This is a genomic window from Phytohabitans aurantiacus (assembly GCF_027923225.1).
Lineage (GTDB): Bacteria > Actinomycetota > Actinomycetes > Mycobacteriales > Micromonosporaceae > Phytohabitans > Phytohabitans aurantiacus.
Genome location: NZ_BSDI01000097.1, coordinates 1 through 16,841 on the forward strand (window position 1 = coordinate 1; position 16,841 = coordinate 16,841).

Here is a 16,841-nt window from a genome sequence, read left to right on the forward strand (position 1 = left end):
ACGGCCGCAACCTACCCATCACGCAGCAGGCCGCCAGCACCGCCGTCTGGCTCCGCGAACGCCTCCACATCAGCATCCACACCGCCCGCCGCACCGTCGACCTGGCCAAGACACTCGACCAACGGCCGACGCTGGACACGGCACTGTCAAGCGGCACTATCAACGTCGAACAGGCCCACATCGTCGCCAAGACCGTCCACGACCTGGCCGACGAGAATTCGGCGGATGTGGTGGACCTGGCCGAGAAAACGTTGATCGCGGACTTCGCCGACTGGGAACCGGCCACCTTCCGCAAAGCAGCGGAGCGGATCCTCGCGCACGTGGCACCGGAAGCGGCCGACGAAGCCGACCGACGCGCCGCCGAACGAGACGAAAAACGCGCCCAACGGACACGGGCGTTCACCCTGACCAACAACGGCGACGGCCGCTACCGAGTCACCGGCTGGCTCGACGCCGAGGCCGCCGCCATCGTCAACGCCGCCCTCGACCCACTATGCAAACCCGACCTCGAACGCACACCGGCCCAACGCCGCGCCGACGCCCTCGTGGAAGTGTGCCAGCTGGCGCTACGCACCGAGCAGCTACCGGACAACGGCGGAGACCGGCCACAGGTTGCCGTCACCGTGCCGTACGACGTCGTGCGTAAAGAACTGGGCGTCGGGCAGCTCGACACCGGGGAACGGTTGACCGCGCAGCAGGTGCGACGGCTGGCCTGCGACGCCCACATCCTGCCCATCGTGCTGGGCGGGCACGGGCAGATCCTCGACGTCGGACAGCAACGACGGCTGTTCACCGGACCACTGCGACGAGCGCTGGTCGCACGGGACGGTGGATGTGCCTTCCCCGGATGCGACCGACCCCCACAGTGGTGCGACGGCCACCACATTCGACATTGGACAGACGGCGGCGATACCGTGCTGAACAACGGCGTGTTGTTGTGTGGATACCATCATCGGCTCATCCATCGCGGGGAGTGGGAGGTGCGGATGGCTGACGATGGCCGGCCGGAGTTCATCCCACCGCCCTATGTGGATAGTGAGCGTAAACCTCGCTGCAACATCTACCACCGGCGGACGTGACGTCAACGACCAGCCTTTGCGGCCACGCCGGTTGGCCAAACGCGTCCGGCAGATACGGCAGCGCCACCACGGCGTGCCGCCGCACAAAGCCACCACAGGCTAGGCGATGCCGTTGGCTTTGCGGTGCGTGGCCGCGGTGCCCTCGCCGCGCCAGAACCTGGCTAAGGCCGAGTGTGGCTACCGCCCTACCGTCGTCAAACGCGCCCGGGGCTGCGCTCCAAAGGGTATCGGTCGACGTGCGGGTGCGGGCATGAGGCTGCGCGACGCCTCTGGGCGGTGCCTGGTAGCACGGGTGCGCGTGCTGGCCGCCGCCCGCACCGGCGATGGAGCTGCGCAGCGACCGACGAGGCCGCCGCCCCGAGGCGACACCAACTTCCTGCAGGATGGCGACGGCGTCGAGGGCATCTTTGAGCACGCCACCGCGCGCCACCCCGCGCCGGTCGTCGACGCGGACGGGCTGGCCAGGTAGGCCGACCGCGACAGGGACCGGGAAGTGCGACCTAGGCGCGTTTGAGTGGGGGCTCGGCGTCGAGGAGGTGGGCGCCGGGTCCGCGGCCGGATAGCTCGTCGCTGGGGTTGACCAGGGCGCATTCTTCGAATGACAGGCAGCCGCAGCCGACGCAGCTCGTAAACCGGTCGCGCATTCGCTCCATTTTCGCGATCCGCGCGTTCAACGCTTCCGTCCAGCACTCTGACGCGCGGAGCCAGAACTCCTTCGTCGGGGCCGCGTCCTTCGGCAGGAAGTCTAGGACCTCGCCGATGAGCGCCAGCGGGATGCCGACGCTCTGGGAGGCGCGGATGAACGCGACGCGGCGCAGTGTGGTGCGGGCGTACCGGCGCTGGCCGCCGGTGGTGCGGCGGCTGTGGATGAGGCCCTGTCGCTCGTAGAAGCGTAGTGCGGAGGTGGACACGCCGCTGCGCTCCGCCAGCTGGCCGACTGTCAACTCCGATGCGACCTGCGCCACCATGCCGCAACCGTAGCTTGACTTCAATAATTGTTTAAGTTCAAGGCTGGCACGCATGACCGATACCAAGAAGATTCTCGTCATCGGCGCGACCGGCAACATCGGGCGGCATGTGGTGGCCGGGCTTCGCGCTCGGAGGGCCGCCGTGCGGGCGGTGGCGCGCGTTCCCGCGCTGGCCGGGATGCCGGAGGGCGTCGAGACGGTCGCCGGCGACCTCACGGTGCCCGACTCGCTGCGGCCCGCGCTCGCCGGTGTGGACTCTGTGTTTCTGTTGTGGCCGTTCCTGTCGGCGGAGGGCGCGCCCGCGGTCGCGCGGGTGATCGCCGAACGAGTCAAGCATGTCGTCTACGTCTCGGCGATGAGCGTGCGCGACGACCGCTCCCCCGCCCAGAATGGCGTCTGGGGCCAGGTCGAGGACGCGATCCGCCGGACCGGTGTGGACTGGACGTTCCTGCGCCCCAGCGGGTTCGCCACCAACACCCTCGCGTGGGCCGCCGCGATACGCGCTGGCGCGCCGGTGCGCATCCCCTACCCCCGGGCGGCGCGGTCGTTGATCCACGAGCGCGATATCGCCGATGTCGCCGTGCGCGCGCTGACCGAGCCGGGACACGTCGGGGCGGCCTACGTGCTCACCGGGCCGGCCGCGATCACGCAGGCGGCGCAGGTGCGCATCCTGGGTGAAGTGGCCGGTCGGCCGGTACAGCTGGAGGAGATCGCGCCGGACGAGGCGCGGGCGGCGATGCTCAGCTGGGCCGACTCGGACTTCGCCGACCAGGCCCTGGCCTACTGGGCGTCGCTCGTCGACGATCCCGAGCCGGTGACCGATACGGTTCAGGCCGTCACCGGAGCGCCTGCCCGGGGCTTCGAGCAGTGGGCCCGCGACCACATCGACGAGGTGGCTGGGCGCTAGCGCTTTGGCCACTGCCACGTGGGCTCGTCGAAGCGGTCCCGACCGGCCACCCGGGTCTCGCCGAAGTCCTTGATCAGCTCGATGGCGGTCAGGTCGCCGGACGTGGCCGCCAGGGCGTCGAGCAGGCCGCGGGCGTGGCTGACCACGACGACCTGGGTGCGGGCCGCGCCGGCCACGATCAGGCCGGCGAGCGGGCGCAGCAGGTCGGGGTGCAGGCTGGTCTCCGGCTCGTTGAGCACCAGCAGCGCCGGCGGGCGCGGGCTGAGCAGCGCCGCGACCCACAGCAGGTACCGGAGGGTGCCGTCGGACAGTTCGGCGGTGGTCAGCGGCCGCAGCAGCCCATGTTGGCGCAGCCGCAGCTCGAACCGGCCGTCGTGCACGGCGATGTCGAGTTCGCTGCCGGGAAACGCGGCGTCGATCGCCTCGGCGAGCACGTCCGGCTCACCGATCTCGGCGATGGTCTGCAGCGCGGCGGCGAGGTCGGCGCCGTCGACGCTGAGCACGGGCGTGCGGGTGCCGATCTGCGGCCGCCGGGCCGGAGCCGCCGCGTCGGTGCGCATGTGGTCGTAGAAGCGCCACGACCGGATGCGCTCCCGCATGGTCAGCAGTTCCGGGGCTTGGCGCGGGTCGGTGTACTCGCTGAGCATGCTGTCGAAGGGCCGCACCGCGTCGTGCAGGGCCAGCCACGCGCGGCCGTCGCGCACCCGCAGCGCGGTGCCGGCGCGCTCGGCGAGCAGCGTGCCTGGGCGCAGCACCGGGCCCGACCAGACCGCTTCGCGCTTGACCTCCGGGTCCAGCTCGAAGGCGGACTCCGTGCGGGGCGGCGGCAGCCCGAAGTCGATCGCGTACCCGTAGTCGTCGCCCGCGAAGCCGAGCTTCAGGCTCACCGGGCCGCGCCGGACGGTGCCCTGCACGGGGTACCGGCCGGCGCGCACCGCCTTGCCGATGGTCTCGGGGCCGGCCCACAGCGTGTTGGGCAGGCCGCCCTCGCGGGCCAGGGCGGCGACCGCGCCGTTGCGGGCGGAGTCGGCGAGCAGCCGCAGCGCCCGGTACAGGCTGGACTTGCCGGTGCCGTTGGCGCCGGTCACGACGGTCAGCGGGCCGAGTTCGAGGACCAGGCTGCGCAGCGACCGGTAGCTCTCCACCGCCAGGACGCGGATCATCCGCCCAGGCTACGGCGCTCGCTACCCCCACGGGGGTACGTCGAGGGTCCTCGCCGGGGTGACGTTCGGGGCGCCGTACGGCCATAGCGTCCCTGGTCATGAGTGAGTTGGTCCGGCAGGTGTGGCAGGCGGTCCGTCCGGTGACCGCCCAGCAGCGGTTTCTGTGGTGGTGCGGGACGCTGATGCTGGCGTCCGGCGCGGTACACGGCGTGGTGGCGCTGGTCGACTGGGCGCCCTGGTACGGCGCGGTGTCGTGGCGCAAGCCGACGGTGTTCGGGATGTCGTTCGGCATCCTGGCGTGGTCGGCGGTGTGGATCATGCGGCAGCTGCCGGTGCGGCGGTGGGGCTGGCTGCCGGTCGGCCTGCTCGGCGCCGGGTCGGTGGCCGAGATCGCGATGGTCACGACGCAGCGGTGGCGAGGGGTGCCCTCGCACTTCAACCAGGAGACCGGCTTCGACGCGGGGATCTGGTCGGCCATGGGAAACATCGTGGTACTGGTGGCGCTGGCGATAGCCATTTTGCTGGTGTGGTCGCTGGTGCGCTTCGAAGGCACCACCGTGGCGCGGATCGCCGTGGTGGTGGGGCTGCTGGCCATCGAGGTGAGCGGGTACATCGGGTTCGGCATGGCGGCCGAGGGTGAGGCCTATGTGGACGCCACCGGACGGGTGCCCGAGACGATCGTCTTCGGCGCGGCGGGCAGTGCGAAACTCGCACACGCCATCGGTATGCACGGGCTGCAGGTGTTGGGCCTGCTGGCGATCGGCCTGGGAATGGCGGCGCTCCCGAAGGGTACCCAGGCAAAGGTCATGGCGGCTGCCGTGACCGGATATGCGGCCGTGTTCGGCGCGGTGGCCGCGACCGCCTATGCCGGGCGGCCCTGGACCTCGCCGTCGGCGCCGGTGGCCGTGCTCGGCCTCGCGGGGGTGGTGGCTCTGGTGGCGGTGGCCGGGTTCGTCGCGGCGCGGCTGCTCGGCGGTCGTGGACGCGCCCGCGCCGGCGTGGTGAGCTGACGCCATGCACCGGTTCGCCGAGCTCGTCTCGTGGGTCAACGCGCTGCCGGCGCGCGCCGTCGACGGCGCTCTGGCCGGCATCGCGGTGGTGATGCTCGTCAGCGAGCGGCTGACCACGACGCCCTCGCTGGGCGGGCGGCTGCCGGCGGCGCTCGCGCTGGCCGTGGTGATCGGCGGCAGCCTCGCGGTCCGCCGCCGGTGGCCGCTCGCCGGGTACGCGGTGGGCACGGCGGCGGTGGCCGTCGACGCGCTGTGGCTGGGCCCCGCCGGCCTCTCACCGCTCGCGAACCTGGTCGGCCTGTACTCGCTCGGCGCCCACCCGAAACCGCGGCGCGCGCTGTGGGGGCCGCCGCTGATGCTGGTCGCGATCGTGACGTACTTCGTGGGCGACGACGGCAGCCCGCCGGCCGCCGTTCCGGCGGTCATCGTGTTCGTGTGGCTGGGCGTGTGGGCCGGTGGCTACGCGGCGGCGCGCCGGCGGGAGCGCCAGGAGGGCGACCGGCGGCTGATGCGGCGGGACGCGGTGGTCGACGAGCGGCACCGCATCGCCCGGGAGCTGCACGACCTGCTGGGGCACACGATGAGCGTGATGCTGGTGCAGACCGGTGCGGCGCGCGTGGTGCTGGACAACGATCCCGGCAAGGCCCGCGCCATCCTGTCCGGTGTGGAGCGAACGGGGCGGGAAGCCCTCGACGAGCTGGACCGGGTGCTGGGCGTGCTGCGCCGCGACGATGGCGAGAGCGCCGACCTGCGTCCGGGCCTGGCCGCGCTGCCACGCCTGGTCGAACGCATGGCAGAGGCGGGGATGGCGGTGACCGTCCACATCGAACCACCTGAGCCGCACCTGCCCGGCAGCCTCGACCAGTCGGCGTACCGGATCGTGCAGGAGGCGCTCACCAACGCCTTGCGGCACGGGAAGGCCACGTCCGCCGCGGTGACCGTGTGCGTGGACGGGCGGCGCGTGGAGGTCGAGGTCCGCGACGACGGGCGCGGCCCGCTGCCGGGATACCAGCCGGGGCGGGGTTTGCTGGGCATCTCGGAACGCGCGGCCGTGTTCGGGGGCACAGTGGAGCACGGCGGTGCGGGACACGGCGGCGTGGGGCAAGGGTTCCGGGTACGGGCCGTGCTGCCGGTGCCGCAAGGGGGCGAGCGGGAATGACGGTACGGGTACTGCTGGCCGACGACGACGCGCTCATGCGAGCCGGCCTCGGCGTCGTACTGGACAACGCCGGCGGCATCGAGGTGGTCGGCGAGGCGGCCGACGGCCTGCGCGCCGTCGAGCTGTGCCGGACGCTGGAGCCCGACGTGGTGCTGATGGACGTGCGGATGCCCGGCGTCGACGGCATCGAGGCCACCCGGCGGGTCGTCGCGGCCGAGCTCGCGACGCGGGTACTGGTGCTCACCACGTTCCGCCACGACGAGTACGTGTGGGGAGCGCTGCGCGCGGGTGCCAGCGGGTTCCTGCTCAAGCGCGCGTCGCCGGAGCGGCTGGTCGACGCGGTCCGCACCGTCGCCGCCGGCGAGACCCTGCTCGACCCGGCGGTGACCCGGGAACTGGTCGAGCACTTCGTGCTGCGGGCCACCGGCGGGCCGGACGCGGCCGGCTCCGACGAGGTGAAGCGAATCGCGGCGCTGACCCAGCGGGAGGTGCAGGTGCTGCGCCTCATCGCGCAAGGACTGTCCAATGAGGAGATCGCCGACCTGCTCGTCATCGCCGAGTCCACCGCCAAGACGCACGTGAAGCGCATCCTGGCGAAGATCGGGGCGCGCGACCGTGCCCAGGCGGTCGTGTTCGCGTACCGGGCCGGGATCACGCTCCCCGACGCGTCCTGAGCCGGCGGTCAGCTCCCGGCCAGCGCCGCGTGTACGCCCAGCACGTCGAGGACCCGCCTGGCGATGCGGGTCGCACCGGACACGCGGTACGGGATGCCGCGGTCGCGCGCACGGCGGCTGCCGTCGATCAGTACGCCCGCACCCGAGGCGTCCAAAAAGGACACGCCAGCGATGTCGACGATCAGCTCCGCCGGGCGGAGCCCGACACCCTGCTCGATGGCGTACCGGAGTACGCGAGCCGATTCCAGGTCCACCTCTCCGACGGCGGTCAGCGTCACGACGCCATCCGCGTCGGCGCAGCCCACGGTGAGGTACTTCGAGACGGGCCACGAAGCGCTCACTGCCGCGACCTCCAACCCGGACACGCGGGCAGCTGCGCCCAGACCCGCTTTCCACCCTCATGGTCCTCGACGCCCCACCGCGGGGCGAACGCCTCGATCAGGGCGAGACCGCGGCCACCGGTGCCGTCGGCTCGCCGTCGCCGCGGTACCACGGACGAACCGTCCGCGGCGCTCACGATCACCCGGTCTCCGTGCGCCTGCACGCGCAACTCCACACAGCCGTCGCCGTGGCGCACGGCGTTGCTGATCAGCTCGCTGACAACCACCCGCGCACCGTCCAGCCAGTCTTCGTCGCCAAAGCCCCACCCGGCCAGTACCGCGCCCACCGCGCGGCGCGCCATCCGGGGCGCCTGTTCACTCAGCGGCATGTCGAACCGCGCAGACAGCTCACTCACCGTCCTGACCTCCATCGGTCGCTGGCCACGATGTACCCGATGCCGGCGCCCGACCAAACCGTGATGCCCCACTCGGAGGAACGTTCGCCTGCGCGACCCCTTCCACACGCTGAGTGACCAGCATAGATTCGGGGATGTCGAATCATCGTTCCCGGGAGGAGAGCACATCGTGGTGTCCCACTCGTTACGACGACGCCTTGGCGGCGTTGCCGCCGTGGCGGTCCTGCTGGGCACGTTCGCCGTGGTCACACCGGCACAGGCGACGTCCGGCGGCAACGACGTGCGGAAACTGACCAGGTCCGTCACGCTGGCGGGCCTCCTGCGCCATCTCGTGGCCTTACAGGCCATCGCCACCCTCAACGGCGGCAACCGCGCGTCCGGCGGTCCCGGTTACGACCGGAGCGCGGACTACGTCGCGACACTGATGAGGCACGCCGGATACACGGTCACCCGCCAACCGTTCCAGTTCAACTTCTGCGAGGACACCGGCTCGTCGTTCGCGCAGAACTCGCCGACACCGACGACGTACGCCGACCAGACCGACTACGACGTCCTCGACTGCTCGGGCAACGGCACGGCCACCGGCCTCGTCGTGCCGGTCGACCTCGCGCTCACCACACCGAACGCCAGCTCGTCCGGCTGCGAGGCGACCGACTTCACCCCGGCCGTCGCCGGCAACATCGCGCTGCTGCAGCGCGGCACCTGCCCCTTCGGGCAGAAGGTCGCCAACGCCGAGGCGGCGGGCGCCATCGGGGCCATCATGATGAACCAGGGCAACAGCACCGCGCCCGACCGCCAGAACCTGTTCTTCGGCACGCTGGGTAACCCGGTCGGCATCCCGGCCATCTCGGTGTCGTATCCGATGGGTGTCGCGTTCGCCGGCACGCCGAACCTCAACGTCACCATCACCACCCAAACCATCGCCGAGGTGCGCGACACCGAAAACGTCTTCGCCGAGTCGCGCTGGGGCGACCCGGACGAGGTCGTCATGGTGGGCGCGCACCTGGACTCCGAGCCGGACACCGCCGGCATCAACGACAACGGCACCGGCAGCGCCGGCATCCTCGAGGTCGCGCTGCAGATGCGGAAGATGAAGACGAAGAACAAGGTGCGGTTCGCGTGGTGGGGCGCCGAGGAGTCCAACCTGGCCGGCTCGACGTTCTACGTCAACAACCTCACGGACGAGCAGCGGGCCGCGATCGCCCTGTACCTCAACTTCGACATGATCGGGTCGCCCAACTACACGTTCGGCGTGTACGACGGTGACGACTCGGCCGGCCAGGGCAGCGGTCCCGGCCCGGCCGGCTCGGCGCAGATCGAGGCCGTGTTCCAGGCGTTCTTCGCCGCGCGCGGGGAAGCCACCGCCGCGGCGGACTTCACCGGACGCTCCGACTACGGTCCGTTCATCGCCACCGGCATCCCCGCCGGCGGCCTGTTCACCGGTGCCGAGGTGCAGAAGACCGAGGCGGACGTCGCGCTGTGGGGCGGTGTCGCGGGTGCCCAGTACGACCCGTGCTACCACGCGCCGTGCGACAGCCTGACGCCCGAACGCAACGGCGCCGACGCCGCGCTCTATCGCCAGCTGCGGCGGGAGTACCGGCTGTTCGGCAACGTCAACACGTTCGCGTTCGACACGAACGCGGACGCCGTGGCGACAGCGGTCGCCACGTTCGCGAACGACACCTCCACCATCCCGCCGCGCCCGGCGGCGTTGTCGGGAACCCGGTCGGCGGCGGCACGCGGTGCCGCGGCCGGCTCGCTGACGGAGTAGTCAGTCAGGGGCGGCGCGCACCGCGGGTGCGCGCCGCCCTCCGGCACGTGGACGGGAACCGTGCGGATCAGCGGGGATGCAGGACGGCGCCGACGCCCAGGCGGGCGGCGCGTTGGGCGTCGGCTATCAACGCCGCCGCCGCGGTGCGGCCGTTTTCGCCCGTGTGAGACATGCGGGCCGCTATCAGGCCGGCGACCAGCGGGGTCGAGAACGAGGTGCCGCTCCACCTCGCCATGCCCGTGAACGCCTCGATCCTCGGCTTGGGGACGTCGGGCGGGATGTTCGGCGCCTCCTGGTACGTGTACGTGCCGACCGGGAACGCGTTGACCAGGTTCTCGCCGGGGGCGTACACGTCGACCCAGCCGCCGTGGTTGCTGAACTCGGCCCGCCCGTCCCACCGCTCGTTGAGCGCGCCGACCGAGACGCTGAACGGTGACGCCGCCGGCCAGAACGGCACCCGGCTGGCGTCATTGCCGGCGGCCGCCACGAGTGCCACGCCCTTGTGCTGGCTGAGCACCGTGCGGTTGAACGCGTCGAACGCCAGCAGGCCCGAGTTGCGGTACGTGCGGGTGCCGGCGGACAGCACGATGATGTCGGGGCTCTGGGTGGCCAGTACCCGGGTCAGCTCCCGCACCACCTCGGTCTCGGCGAGCGCGCCGCCGCGCCAGAACGCGGACGTCACGAACACCTCCGCCCGCGGCGCCAGGCACCGGACGACGCCCGCGATGAACGTGCCGTGCCCGGCGTACTTGAGCAGTTCGTCCGGTGTGATGGCCGGGTCGGGCTCGCCCTCGACCTGGTCGAGCCAGCGGTGCTTGAGGGGCGCGTCCGGGTCCAGGCCGGTGTCGACGACGACCACCCGCACGCCGTGGCCGGCGGCCGAGTCGAAGGTCGGCGCGGGTTCGGGCGTGGTCGCCTCGACCGGCTCCGGCTCGACGGCCGGGCAGCGCGACACCACGTCCGAAATGGACAGTATGTGCTCGGGGGCGGCGCAGCCTTCGCCGAGGCCGCCGGCCCCGTCGAGCAGGCTGTCGAGGGCCGAGCGCATCTCGACGTCCTTCATCAGCGGTATCCGCCGGATGCCCGCCACCGCTGGGGCCGCGTCACGCTCGCGCTCGCGGTCCACGCGGGCGCCGAGGAGCTGGCTCGCGCGGTTCGCGTACTCCTCGCGCACCAGGATCCAGCCCTTGCGGTACAGGTAGCCGCCCTCGGGATCCTCGGCCACGTCGCCGCGGAACGCCTCGATGATGTGCTTGGTCTGATCGCGCAGCCTGCGCGCCGCCACCCCGTCGGGATCGCGGGCCAGCGCACGGGCCGCCGCCTGGCGCAACGCGTCGGCGCTGAGTGTCTCGCGGCGTCGCCTGCGCCGGTGCCAGCGCTGCCAGAAGCTCATCATGCCTCCATGGGTAAGCATCTAAGATGCTTCGATCTACGATTTATCGATGCGTGCCGGGGAACTGCTGGCACTCGCGCTGGCACGGCCGATGGCCGCCCTCGCGCGCGCCGACGAGTTGCTGCGCCACGACCCCGAGCCGGCGGTCGCGGCGCTCGCGCACCAGGCGCGAGCGATCGTGCTGCGCGACACCGGGCGGGTCGACGAGGCGATCCGCGAGCTCCGCACAGCCTTGCGCTTCGCCGAGCGCTCCGGCGACGGCGATCGTACGACCGACGTGCGAGCCACGCTCGGCCTCACCCTCGGCCTCGCCGGGCGCACCGCCGCTGGCCTGCGCGCGCTCGACCAGGCGGCCGCCGCGAGCACGGGTGCGGTACACGGACGGGTGCTGATGCGCCGCGGCCACCTGCTGGCGGTGGTCGGCCGGTACGAGGAGGCGCTGGCCGACTTCCGCACCTCGATCGCCCGGTTGCACCGTGCCGGCGACGGCGTCTGGGAGGCCCGGGTGCGGGTCGCGCGCTTCTCGGTGTACGCCCGGCTCGGCCAGGCGGCGCGCGGCGACCGCGACCTCGTGGTGGCCGAGCGGCTCTTCACGGCGGCCGGGCAGGACCTGGAGTCCACGATGACCGTCCACAACCGGGCGGACGTGGCGTTTCAGGTGGGCGACCTGCCGGCCGCGCTGGACCTGCTCGACCGGGCGGGCGCCCGGTACGCGGAGTTGGGCGCGCACAAGCCGGAGCTGGCGATCGACCGGTGCGCGGTGCTGCTCGCGGCGGGGCTGCCCGCCGAGGCGGTCACCACGACGGAAGCCGCGATCCGCGAGCACGTCGGCCGCGGCGGCGAGGCGACCAAGACCGCCGAACTGCTGTTCGTGGCGGCCCGCGCGGCGCAGGCGGCCGGCCGGGCGGACCGGGCCGCCGAGTGGGCGGGACAGGCCCGCACGCTCTTCCGGCGCCAGCACCGGCAGGGCTGGCAGGCGCGGGCCGCGTTCATCGTCGCGCAGGCGCGGTACGCCGCCGACGGCCGGCCCTCCCAGCTGCGCGCGCAGGTGAGCCGGCTGGCCGACCGGCTGACCGAGCTGCGCGCACTGGAAGCGCCGGCGGCGCACCTGCTCGCGGGCCGCCTCGCCACCGGTGCCGTGGCCGACCGGCACCTGGCCCGGGCGGCGCGCTACCGGTACGGCGGCCCCACGTTCGGCCGCGCGGCGGGCTGGCTGGCCCAGGCGCTGCGGGCGCGGGAACGCGGTGCGACGGCGGCGATGCTGGCCGCCTGCCGTCGCGGGCTGGACGCGGCCGGCGAGCACCAGCGCTCGCTCGCCGCGCCGGAGCTGCGCGCGCACGCGGCCGGGTACGGCACGGAGCTGGCCGCGCTGGCCCAGCGGCACGCGGTGGGTCGCGGCGACGCCCGCATGCTGCTGCGCTGGAGCGAACGGTGGCGGGCCGGGGCGCTGGCGGTACCGCTGGTGCGGCCGCCGGACGACCGTGAGCTGGCCGCGGACCTGGCGTCGCTGCGACAGGTCATGCGGCTCCTGGGTGCGCCCGGCGCTCCTGTCGTCGAGCTGGACCGCGAACGCCGCCGGCTGGAGGCCGCCATCCGCTCGCGCACCCGTCGGGTGCGTGAGCGACCACCGGTGGCGGATGAGCCGCCGGTGCCGTTCGACCGGCTCGCCGGCCACCTCCTGGTCGAGCTGACCGTGGTCGACGGCGTCCTGTACGCGGTGACCGTCACCGGCAAGCGGGGGCGGCTGCACGAGGTCGGCGCGGAGGCGGACGCGGTACGCGAGGTGGAGCTCGCCCGGTCGCTGCTGCGGCGCCTCGCCCACGGCCGGCCGGCGCCCCAGGCCCTTTCGACCCTCGACCGCGCCGGCGCCGCCCTGGAGCGCGCCCTGCTCGGTCCGGCGGCCGCCGACCTCGGTGGCGCTCCGGTCCTGGTCGTGCCGCCGGCACGCCTGCACGCCGTGCCGTGGTCGCTGCTGCCGACCCTGCGCTGCGGGCCGGTGACCGTGGCGCCGTCGGCGGCGACCTGGCTGCGCGCCGGCCGCGCCGCGCCGCGGCGTGCGCACGCGGCGTTCGTCGTCGGTCCGGGCCTCACGGGCAGCGCGGCCGAGGTCAAGCGCATCGCCGACGGGTACCCGGACCCGATCGTGCTCGGCGGCGGGAGGGCGACCGCCGAGGCGACCCTCGCCGCGCTGGACGGCGCCGCCATCGCCCACGTCGCCGCGCACGGCGTCTTCCGCGCCGACAACCCGCTGTTCTCCGCGCTGTCGCTCGACGACGGGCCGCTGACCGTGTACGACCTGGGGCGGCTGCGGCGGGCGCCGGCCCGGCTGGTGCTCAGCAGCTGTGAGTCGGGGGTGGCCGCCGAGGTCGCCGCCGACGAGCTGCTGGGCATGGTGAGCGCGCTGGTGCCGCTCGGCACCGCCAGCATCCTGGCCAGCATCGTGCCGGTCAACGACGCCGCGACGGCGCCAGTCATGGTCGGGTTTCACGAGCGGCTGCTGGCCGGGCGCACGTTCGGCGAAGCGCTGCACGGTGCGCGCGCGGCCGCCGAGGCCGACGGCGATCCGGTCGCCGTGGCCACCGCCCTCTCGTTCGTCGCGCTCGGCCGGTAGGGCCCGTGTCACCGTCTGGGTCACACCGTCACCCATGAGGTGGCCACGGTGCGGCCGGCCGGGCCGCGGCAGCGCAGCCGCAGCGGCCCCGGGCGCACACCGCCGACCAGGAACCGGCCGAGCTCGTCGAGCGGCACGAGCTGGCGGCTGCCGTCGCCGCGCTCCAGCACGCACGCGTCCGCGCCGCTGACGTGTCCAATCAGGACGGTGCGGCCACCGGCCACCTCGACGTCCAGGTCGACCTGCACGCCCCCGCCGTCGAACGCCAGCAGCCGCGCCGCGACCGCCCCCGACCGCACGGGCTCGAAGCCCGCCTCGGCCGAGTCGGCGACAAGCCGCGCGAGCTCCAGGTCGGTGTCGCGCATCGTGAACGCGGCCCGGGCCGCCGCCAGCACATTCTCGGGTACCGCGTCGGCCTCGGCGGCCACCTGGCGCAGCCGCTCCAACAACTGGTCGTCGTCTTCGTCGGGGCTCATGGCTGTCTCATCCCTCAGTCTCTTAGACCGGCTCTGGGCCGAGCCGCATCAGTTGCCGGAGCGCGGCGAGGCAGCGCTGTCGGGTCGGGCCGATGCTGCCGACCGGCATGTCCAGGGCCAGCGCCACGTCGGCGTAGCTGGGCGCCGGGTCGGCCATGAGCACCCGCAGCAGCGCCTGGCAGCGCGGGCGCAGCGCCCGCAGCGCCCGCCACAGGGCGGCGTCGCGCTCCTCGCGGATCAGCCCGTCTTCCAGCGGGTCGGCCGGCGCGGGCAGGTCGTCCCAGCCGTCCGCGGGCTGGACGCGCTCGCGCCGGGCGATCGCGGCCAGGCACTCGCGGCGCATCGTGGTCGCGAGCCAGCCGCCGACCCGGTCCGGGTGGCGGATCGTGTCGATCCGCTCGACCAGCCGCAGCCAGGTGGTCTGCACGGCGTCCGCCGCGTCCTGCTCGCTGAGGCGCATCCCGCGCGCCAGCGACCAGAGCAGGTTCGTGTACTGCCCCGTCAGCTCGGCCCATGCGGCGTCATCGCCGGCACGCACTCGGCCGAGCAGGTCCACACTGTCCACGTCGATCGACCGGTCCATGACAGCCCTCCGTCGCATTCACGAACAACGAGACCGATCAGTGTCCCCGTGATACGTCTCGCTGTGACGGTGAACACCTTTCGCGTTAATGGGCACGATTTTTGTCGTAGCTGATCTTTACGTTGGTTGGGCGGTCGGATGGCCGTGCCCGAACACACCCCGAGAGGCATTGAAATGTCGCAGAACCCCGCCGCGGCAACGGAGGCGCCGGCCCCCGGCGTGCCAGCGGCCGACCCGAAGCGCTGGGTGGCGCTCGCGGTCATCGCCATCGCCCAGCTCATGGTCGTGCTCGACGCGACGATCGTCAATATCGCAATGCCGTCAGCGCAGGAGGCACTGCACATCTCCGACGCCAACCGGCAGTGGATCGTCACGGCATACACGCTGGCGTTCGGTGGCCTGCTGCTGCTCGGTGGTCGGATCGCCGACTACGTCGGCCGGCGCAAGATCTTCCTCATCGGCTTGATCGGTTTCGCGGGTGCGTCCGCGCTGGGCGGCATCGCGACCAACGCGGGCACGCTCTTCGCCGCCCGCGGACTCCAGGGCCTGTTCGGCGCGCTGCTCGCGCCCGCGGCACTGTCGTTGATCACGGTCACGTTCACCGACGTCAAGGACCGCGCGAAGGCGTTCGGCGTCTTCGGTGCCATCTCCGGCGTCGGCGCCGCGATCGGTCTGATCATGGGCGGCCTGCTGACCGAGTACACGACGTGGCGCTGGTGCCTGCTCGTTAACATCCCGATCGCGCTGGGCGCGTTCTTCCTCGCCCTTCCGGTGGTGCGGGAGAGCAAGGCCGAAGGCAACACGAAGTACGACATCCCGGGCACCATCCTGGCCACCGGTGGCCTGGTCGCGCTCGTGTACGCGTTCACCAAGGCGGCCGAGGACAGCTGGTCGTCCGGCGTGACCATCACGCTGTTCGTGGTGGCCGCCGTGCTGCTGGTCGGCTTCGTGGTCTGGGAGGCCCGCTCGGCTCACCCGCTGCTGCCGCTGCGCGTGGTGCTGCACCGCAACCGGGGTGGCTCGTTCCTGGTATCGGTGCTGCTGGGCGCCGGCATGATGGGCATGTTCCTGTTCATGACGTACTACTTCCAGGGCACGCTGCAGTACTCCCCGCTCAAGAGCGGCGTGGCGTACCTGCCGTTCTCGCTGGCGATCATCGTCACCGCCATCGTGGCCAGCGGCCTGCTGCCCAAGATCGGCCCGCGCGTCATGATGACCATCGGCGGCGTGCTCGCCACCGCCGGCATGACCTGGCTGACCCAGCTGCGGATCGACTCGTCGTACGCCACACTGATCCTGCCCGCCCTGGTCATCATGGCGGTCGGCATGGGCCTGGTGTTCGTGCCGCTGGGCAACACCGCGCTGACCGGCGTCAGCAACCACGACGCCGGCGTGGCCAGCGCGATGGTCAACACCACCCAGCAGATCGGCGGCTCGCTCGGCGTAGCGCTGCTCAACACCGTATTCACGACCGCCGTGACCGACTACGTGACCGAGAACGGACCGGCATCGACGCCGCTGGGCGTGGTGCACGGATACAACGTGGCGTTCACGGTGAGCGCGGTGCTGCTGGCAGCGTCCGCGCTGCTCATCTTCCTGCTCATCCGCAACGCCCGCACCCCCGTCGGCACCACCGCCGAAGGCGCTGAGGCCGCCACTCCAGTGGCGGTTCACGTCGGCTAAAGGCGCACGGACACGGCGCGGCCAGTCCGCGCCGTGTCCGCACACGCCGCGCACGCGCCGTGCCTGCGGCGCCCACGCCCACGGGCGTCCGCGCCGTACCCGTGCGCGGCGCGGCGCTCTCGGCCCGCGCGCGGCGCGGCACGGCGCGTCCGTCTTCGGTCCGTGCGCGGCGTGGCGCCCGCGCCCCTCGGCCTGTGCGCGGCCGCGGCGCGTTCGCCCCTCGGTCCGTGCGCGGCCGCGGCGCCTCGGCGCCCGCGCGCCCTCGGCGCGTCGATCAAGGGCGAATGCACGTGGTTGGAGGTCTTTCCGCGTGCGTTCGCCCTTGATCCATGCGGATCTCCTTGATCGAGCGCCCTCCCCCGGAGCGCGCCACGCCACGCCCGCCATGCCGCCACGACAACCCTGGGCTGACGGGCCGCCGGCCCACGCCCAGACCGGGACGCCAGACCGGTGCCGGCCAGTCCGCCGTTGCGTCGAAGGGCGCGGCCGGCGCCAAGGTCAGTTGGCGTTTCTACCGAGGTGCTGTGAACGTTTAGGGCTGCCAGAGCAGCCCTAAACGTTCACAGCCCGGGCAGCGGTGGCACAGAACGGGGCAATCAGGTCGTCGGTCGGGCGCCGCTGGCGCCCG

16 protein-coding genes are annotated in these 16,841 nt (G+C 72.7%); 9 read left to right on the forward strand and 7 right to left on the reverse strand.

Features of this window, described 5'->3' with window-relative positions; translation table 11 throughout:
* A partial coding sequence (locus QMG73_RS44805; RefSeq protein ID WP_281906117.1) for an HNH endonuclease signature motif containing protein occupies positions 1 to 1,079 on the forward strand: 1,079 nt, incomplete at its 5' end.
* Between the two features lie 250 nt (positions 1,080 to 1,329).
* Positions 1,330 to 1,548 carry a hypothetical protein gene (locus QMG73_RS44810; RefSeq protein ID WP_281906119.1) on the forward strand — a complete coding sequence of 73 codons (219 nt, stop codon included), beginning with the start codon at positions 1,330 to 1,332 and terminating at the stop codon, positions 1,546 to 1,548.
* 31 nt (positions 1,549 to 1,579) lie between these two features.
* On the opposite strand, the gene soxR is transcribed toward QMG73_RS44810, so the two are convergent.
* A complete protein-coding gene (soxR, locus tag QMG73_RS44815; RefSeq protein ID WP_281906121.1) occupies positions 1,580 to 2,047 on the reverse strand; it encodes a redox-sensitive transcriptional activator SoxR in 468 nt (155 codons plus the stop codon).
* A 52-nt stretch (positions 2,048 to 2,099) separates the two neighbouring features.
* Here soxR and QMG73_RS44820 point away from each other — a divergent pair, with 52 nt between their 5' ends.
* Positions 2,100 to 2,954, forward strand: coding sequence for an NAD(P)H-binding protein (locus QMG73_RS44820; protein ID WP_281906123.1), 855 nt, complete (start codon positions 2,100 to 2,102; stop codon positions 2,952 to 2,954).
* Here QMG73_RS44820 and QMG73_RS44825 read toward each other — a convergent pair.
* Positions 2,951 to 4,117 carry an AAA family ATPase gene (locus tag QMG73_RS44825; protein ID WP_281906125.1) on the reverse strand — a complete coding sequence of 389 codons (1,167 nt, stop codon included), beginning with the start codon at positions 4,115 to 4,117 and terminating at the stop codon, positions 2,951 to 2,953. The genes QMG73_RS44820 and QMG73_RS44825 overlap by 4 nt on opposite strands.
* Positions 4,118 to 4,215: 98 nt before the next feature.
* On the opposite strand from QMG73_RS44825, the gene QMG73_RS44830 reads away from it, so the two are divergent.
* The 3 genes from QMG73_RS44830 to QMG73_RS44840 are packed head-to-tail and all read left to right on the forward strand — an operon-like array spanning position 4,216 to position 6,960.
* Positions 4,216 to 5,127 (forward strand): hypothetical protein, encoded by a 912-nt coding sequence (locus QMG73_RS44830; RefSeq protein WP_281906128.1) that lies wholly within the window; start codon positions 4,216 to 4,218, stop codon positions 5,125 to 5,127.
* Positions 5,128 to 5,131: 4 nt separating this feature from the next.
* Positions 5,132 to 6,286 carry a sensor histidine kinase gene (locus tag QMG73_RS44835; RefSeq protein ID WP_281906129.1) on the forward strand — a complete coding sequence of 385 codons (1,155 nt, stop codon included), beginning with the start codon at positions 5,132 to 5,134 and terminating at the stop codon, positions 6,284 to 6,286.
* A complete protein-coding gene (locus QMG73_RS44840; protein WP_281906132.1) occupies positions 6,283 to 6,960 on the forward strand; it encodes a response regulator in 678 nt (225 codons plus the stop codon). Before QMG73_RS44835 ends, QMG73_RS44840 begins: the two co-directional genes overlap by 4 nt.
* 8 nt (positions 6,961 to 6,968) lie before the next feature.
* Here the strand turns inward: QMG73_RS44840 and QMG73_RS44845 are convergent, their stop codons facing one another.
* Positions 6,969 to 7,301: an STAS domain-containing protein gene (locus tag QMG73_RS44845; RefSeq protein WP_281906134.1), complete on the reverse strand. Its 333-nt coding sequence runs from the start codon at positions 7,299 to 7,301 to the stop codon at positions 6,969 to 6,971.
* Positions 7,298 to 7,696 carry an ATP-binding protein gene (locus QMG73_RS44850; protein WP_281906136.1) on the reverse strand — a complete coding sequence of 133 codons (399 nt, stop codon included), beginning with the start codon at positions 7,694 to 7,696 and terminating at the stop codon, positions 7,298 to 7,300. The genes QMG73_RS44845 and QMG73_RS44850 overlap by 4 nt, the downstream gene beginning before the upstream one ends.
* Before the next feature lie 214 nt (positions 7,697 to 7,910).
* Here QMG73_RS44850 and QMG73_RS44855 point away from each other — a divergent pair, with 214 nt between their 5' ends.
* Positions 7,911 to 9,467, forward strand: a complete 1,557-nt coding sequence (locus tag QMG73_RS44855) for a M28 family peptidase (protein ID WP_281906138.1) — start codon at positions 7,911 to 7,913, stop codon at positions 9,465 to 9,467.
* Positions 9,468 to 9,534: 67 nt separating this feature from the next.
* Here QMG73_RS44855 and QMG73_RS44860 read toward each other — a convergent pair whose 3' ends face one another.
* Complete coding sequence (locus QMG73_RS44860; protein WP_281906139.1) at positions 9,535 to 10,881, reverse strand: S8/S53 family peptidase; 1,347 nt, start codon at positions 10,879 to 10,881, stop codon at positions 9,535 to 9,537.
* A 28-nt stretch (positions 10,882 to 10,909) separates the two neighbouring features.
* On the opposite strand from QMG73_RS44860, the gene QMG73_RS44865 reads away from it, so the two are divergent.
* Positions 10,910 to 13,471, forward strand: a complete 2,562-nt coding sequence (locus tag QMG73_RS44865) for a CHAT domain-containing protein (RefSeq protein ID WP_281906140.1) — start codon at positions 10,910 to 10,912, stop codon at positions 13,469 to 13,471.
* A 20-nt stretch (positions 13,472 to 13,491) separates the two neighbouring features.
* Here QMG73_RS44865 and QMG73_RS44870 read toward each other — a convergent pair whose 3' ends face one another.
* Both QMG73_RS44870 and QMG73_RS44875 read right to left on the reverse strand, forming a co-directional pair.
* A complete protein-coding gene (locus QMG73_RS44870; protein WP_281906141.1) occupies positions 13,492 to 13,947 on the reverse strand; it encodes a hypothetical protein in 456 nt (151 codons plus the stop codon).
* A gap of 22 nt (positions 13,948 to 13,969) precedes the next feature.
* Positions 13,970 to 14,530, reverse strand: a complete 561-nt coding sequence (locus tag QMG73_RS44875; RefSeq protein WP_281906143.1) for an RNA polymerase sigma factor — start codon at positions 14,528 to 14,530, stop codon at positions 13,970 to 13,972.
* 174 nt (positions 14,531 to 14,704) lie between these two features.
* On the opposite strand from QMG73_RS44875, the gene QMG73_RS44880 reads away from it, so the two are divergent.
* Complete coding sequence (locus tag QMG73_RS44880; protein WP_281906144.1) at positions 14,705 to 16,213, forward strand: MFS transporter; 1,509 nt, start codon at positions 14,705 to 14,707, stop codon at positions 16,211 to 16,213.
* Positions 16,214 to 16,841 lie beyond the last annotated feature (628 nt).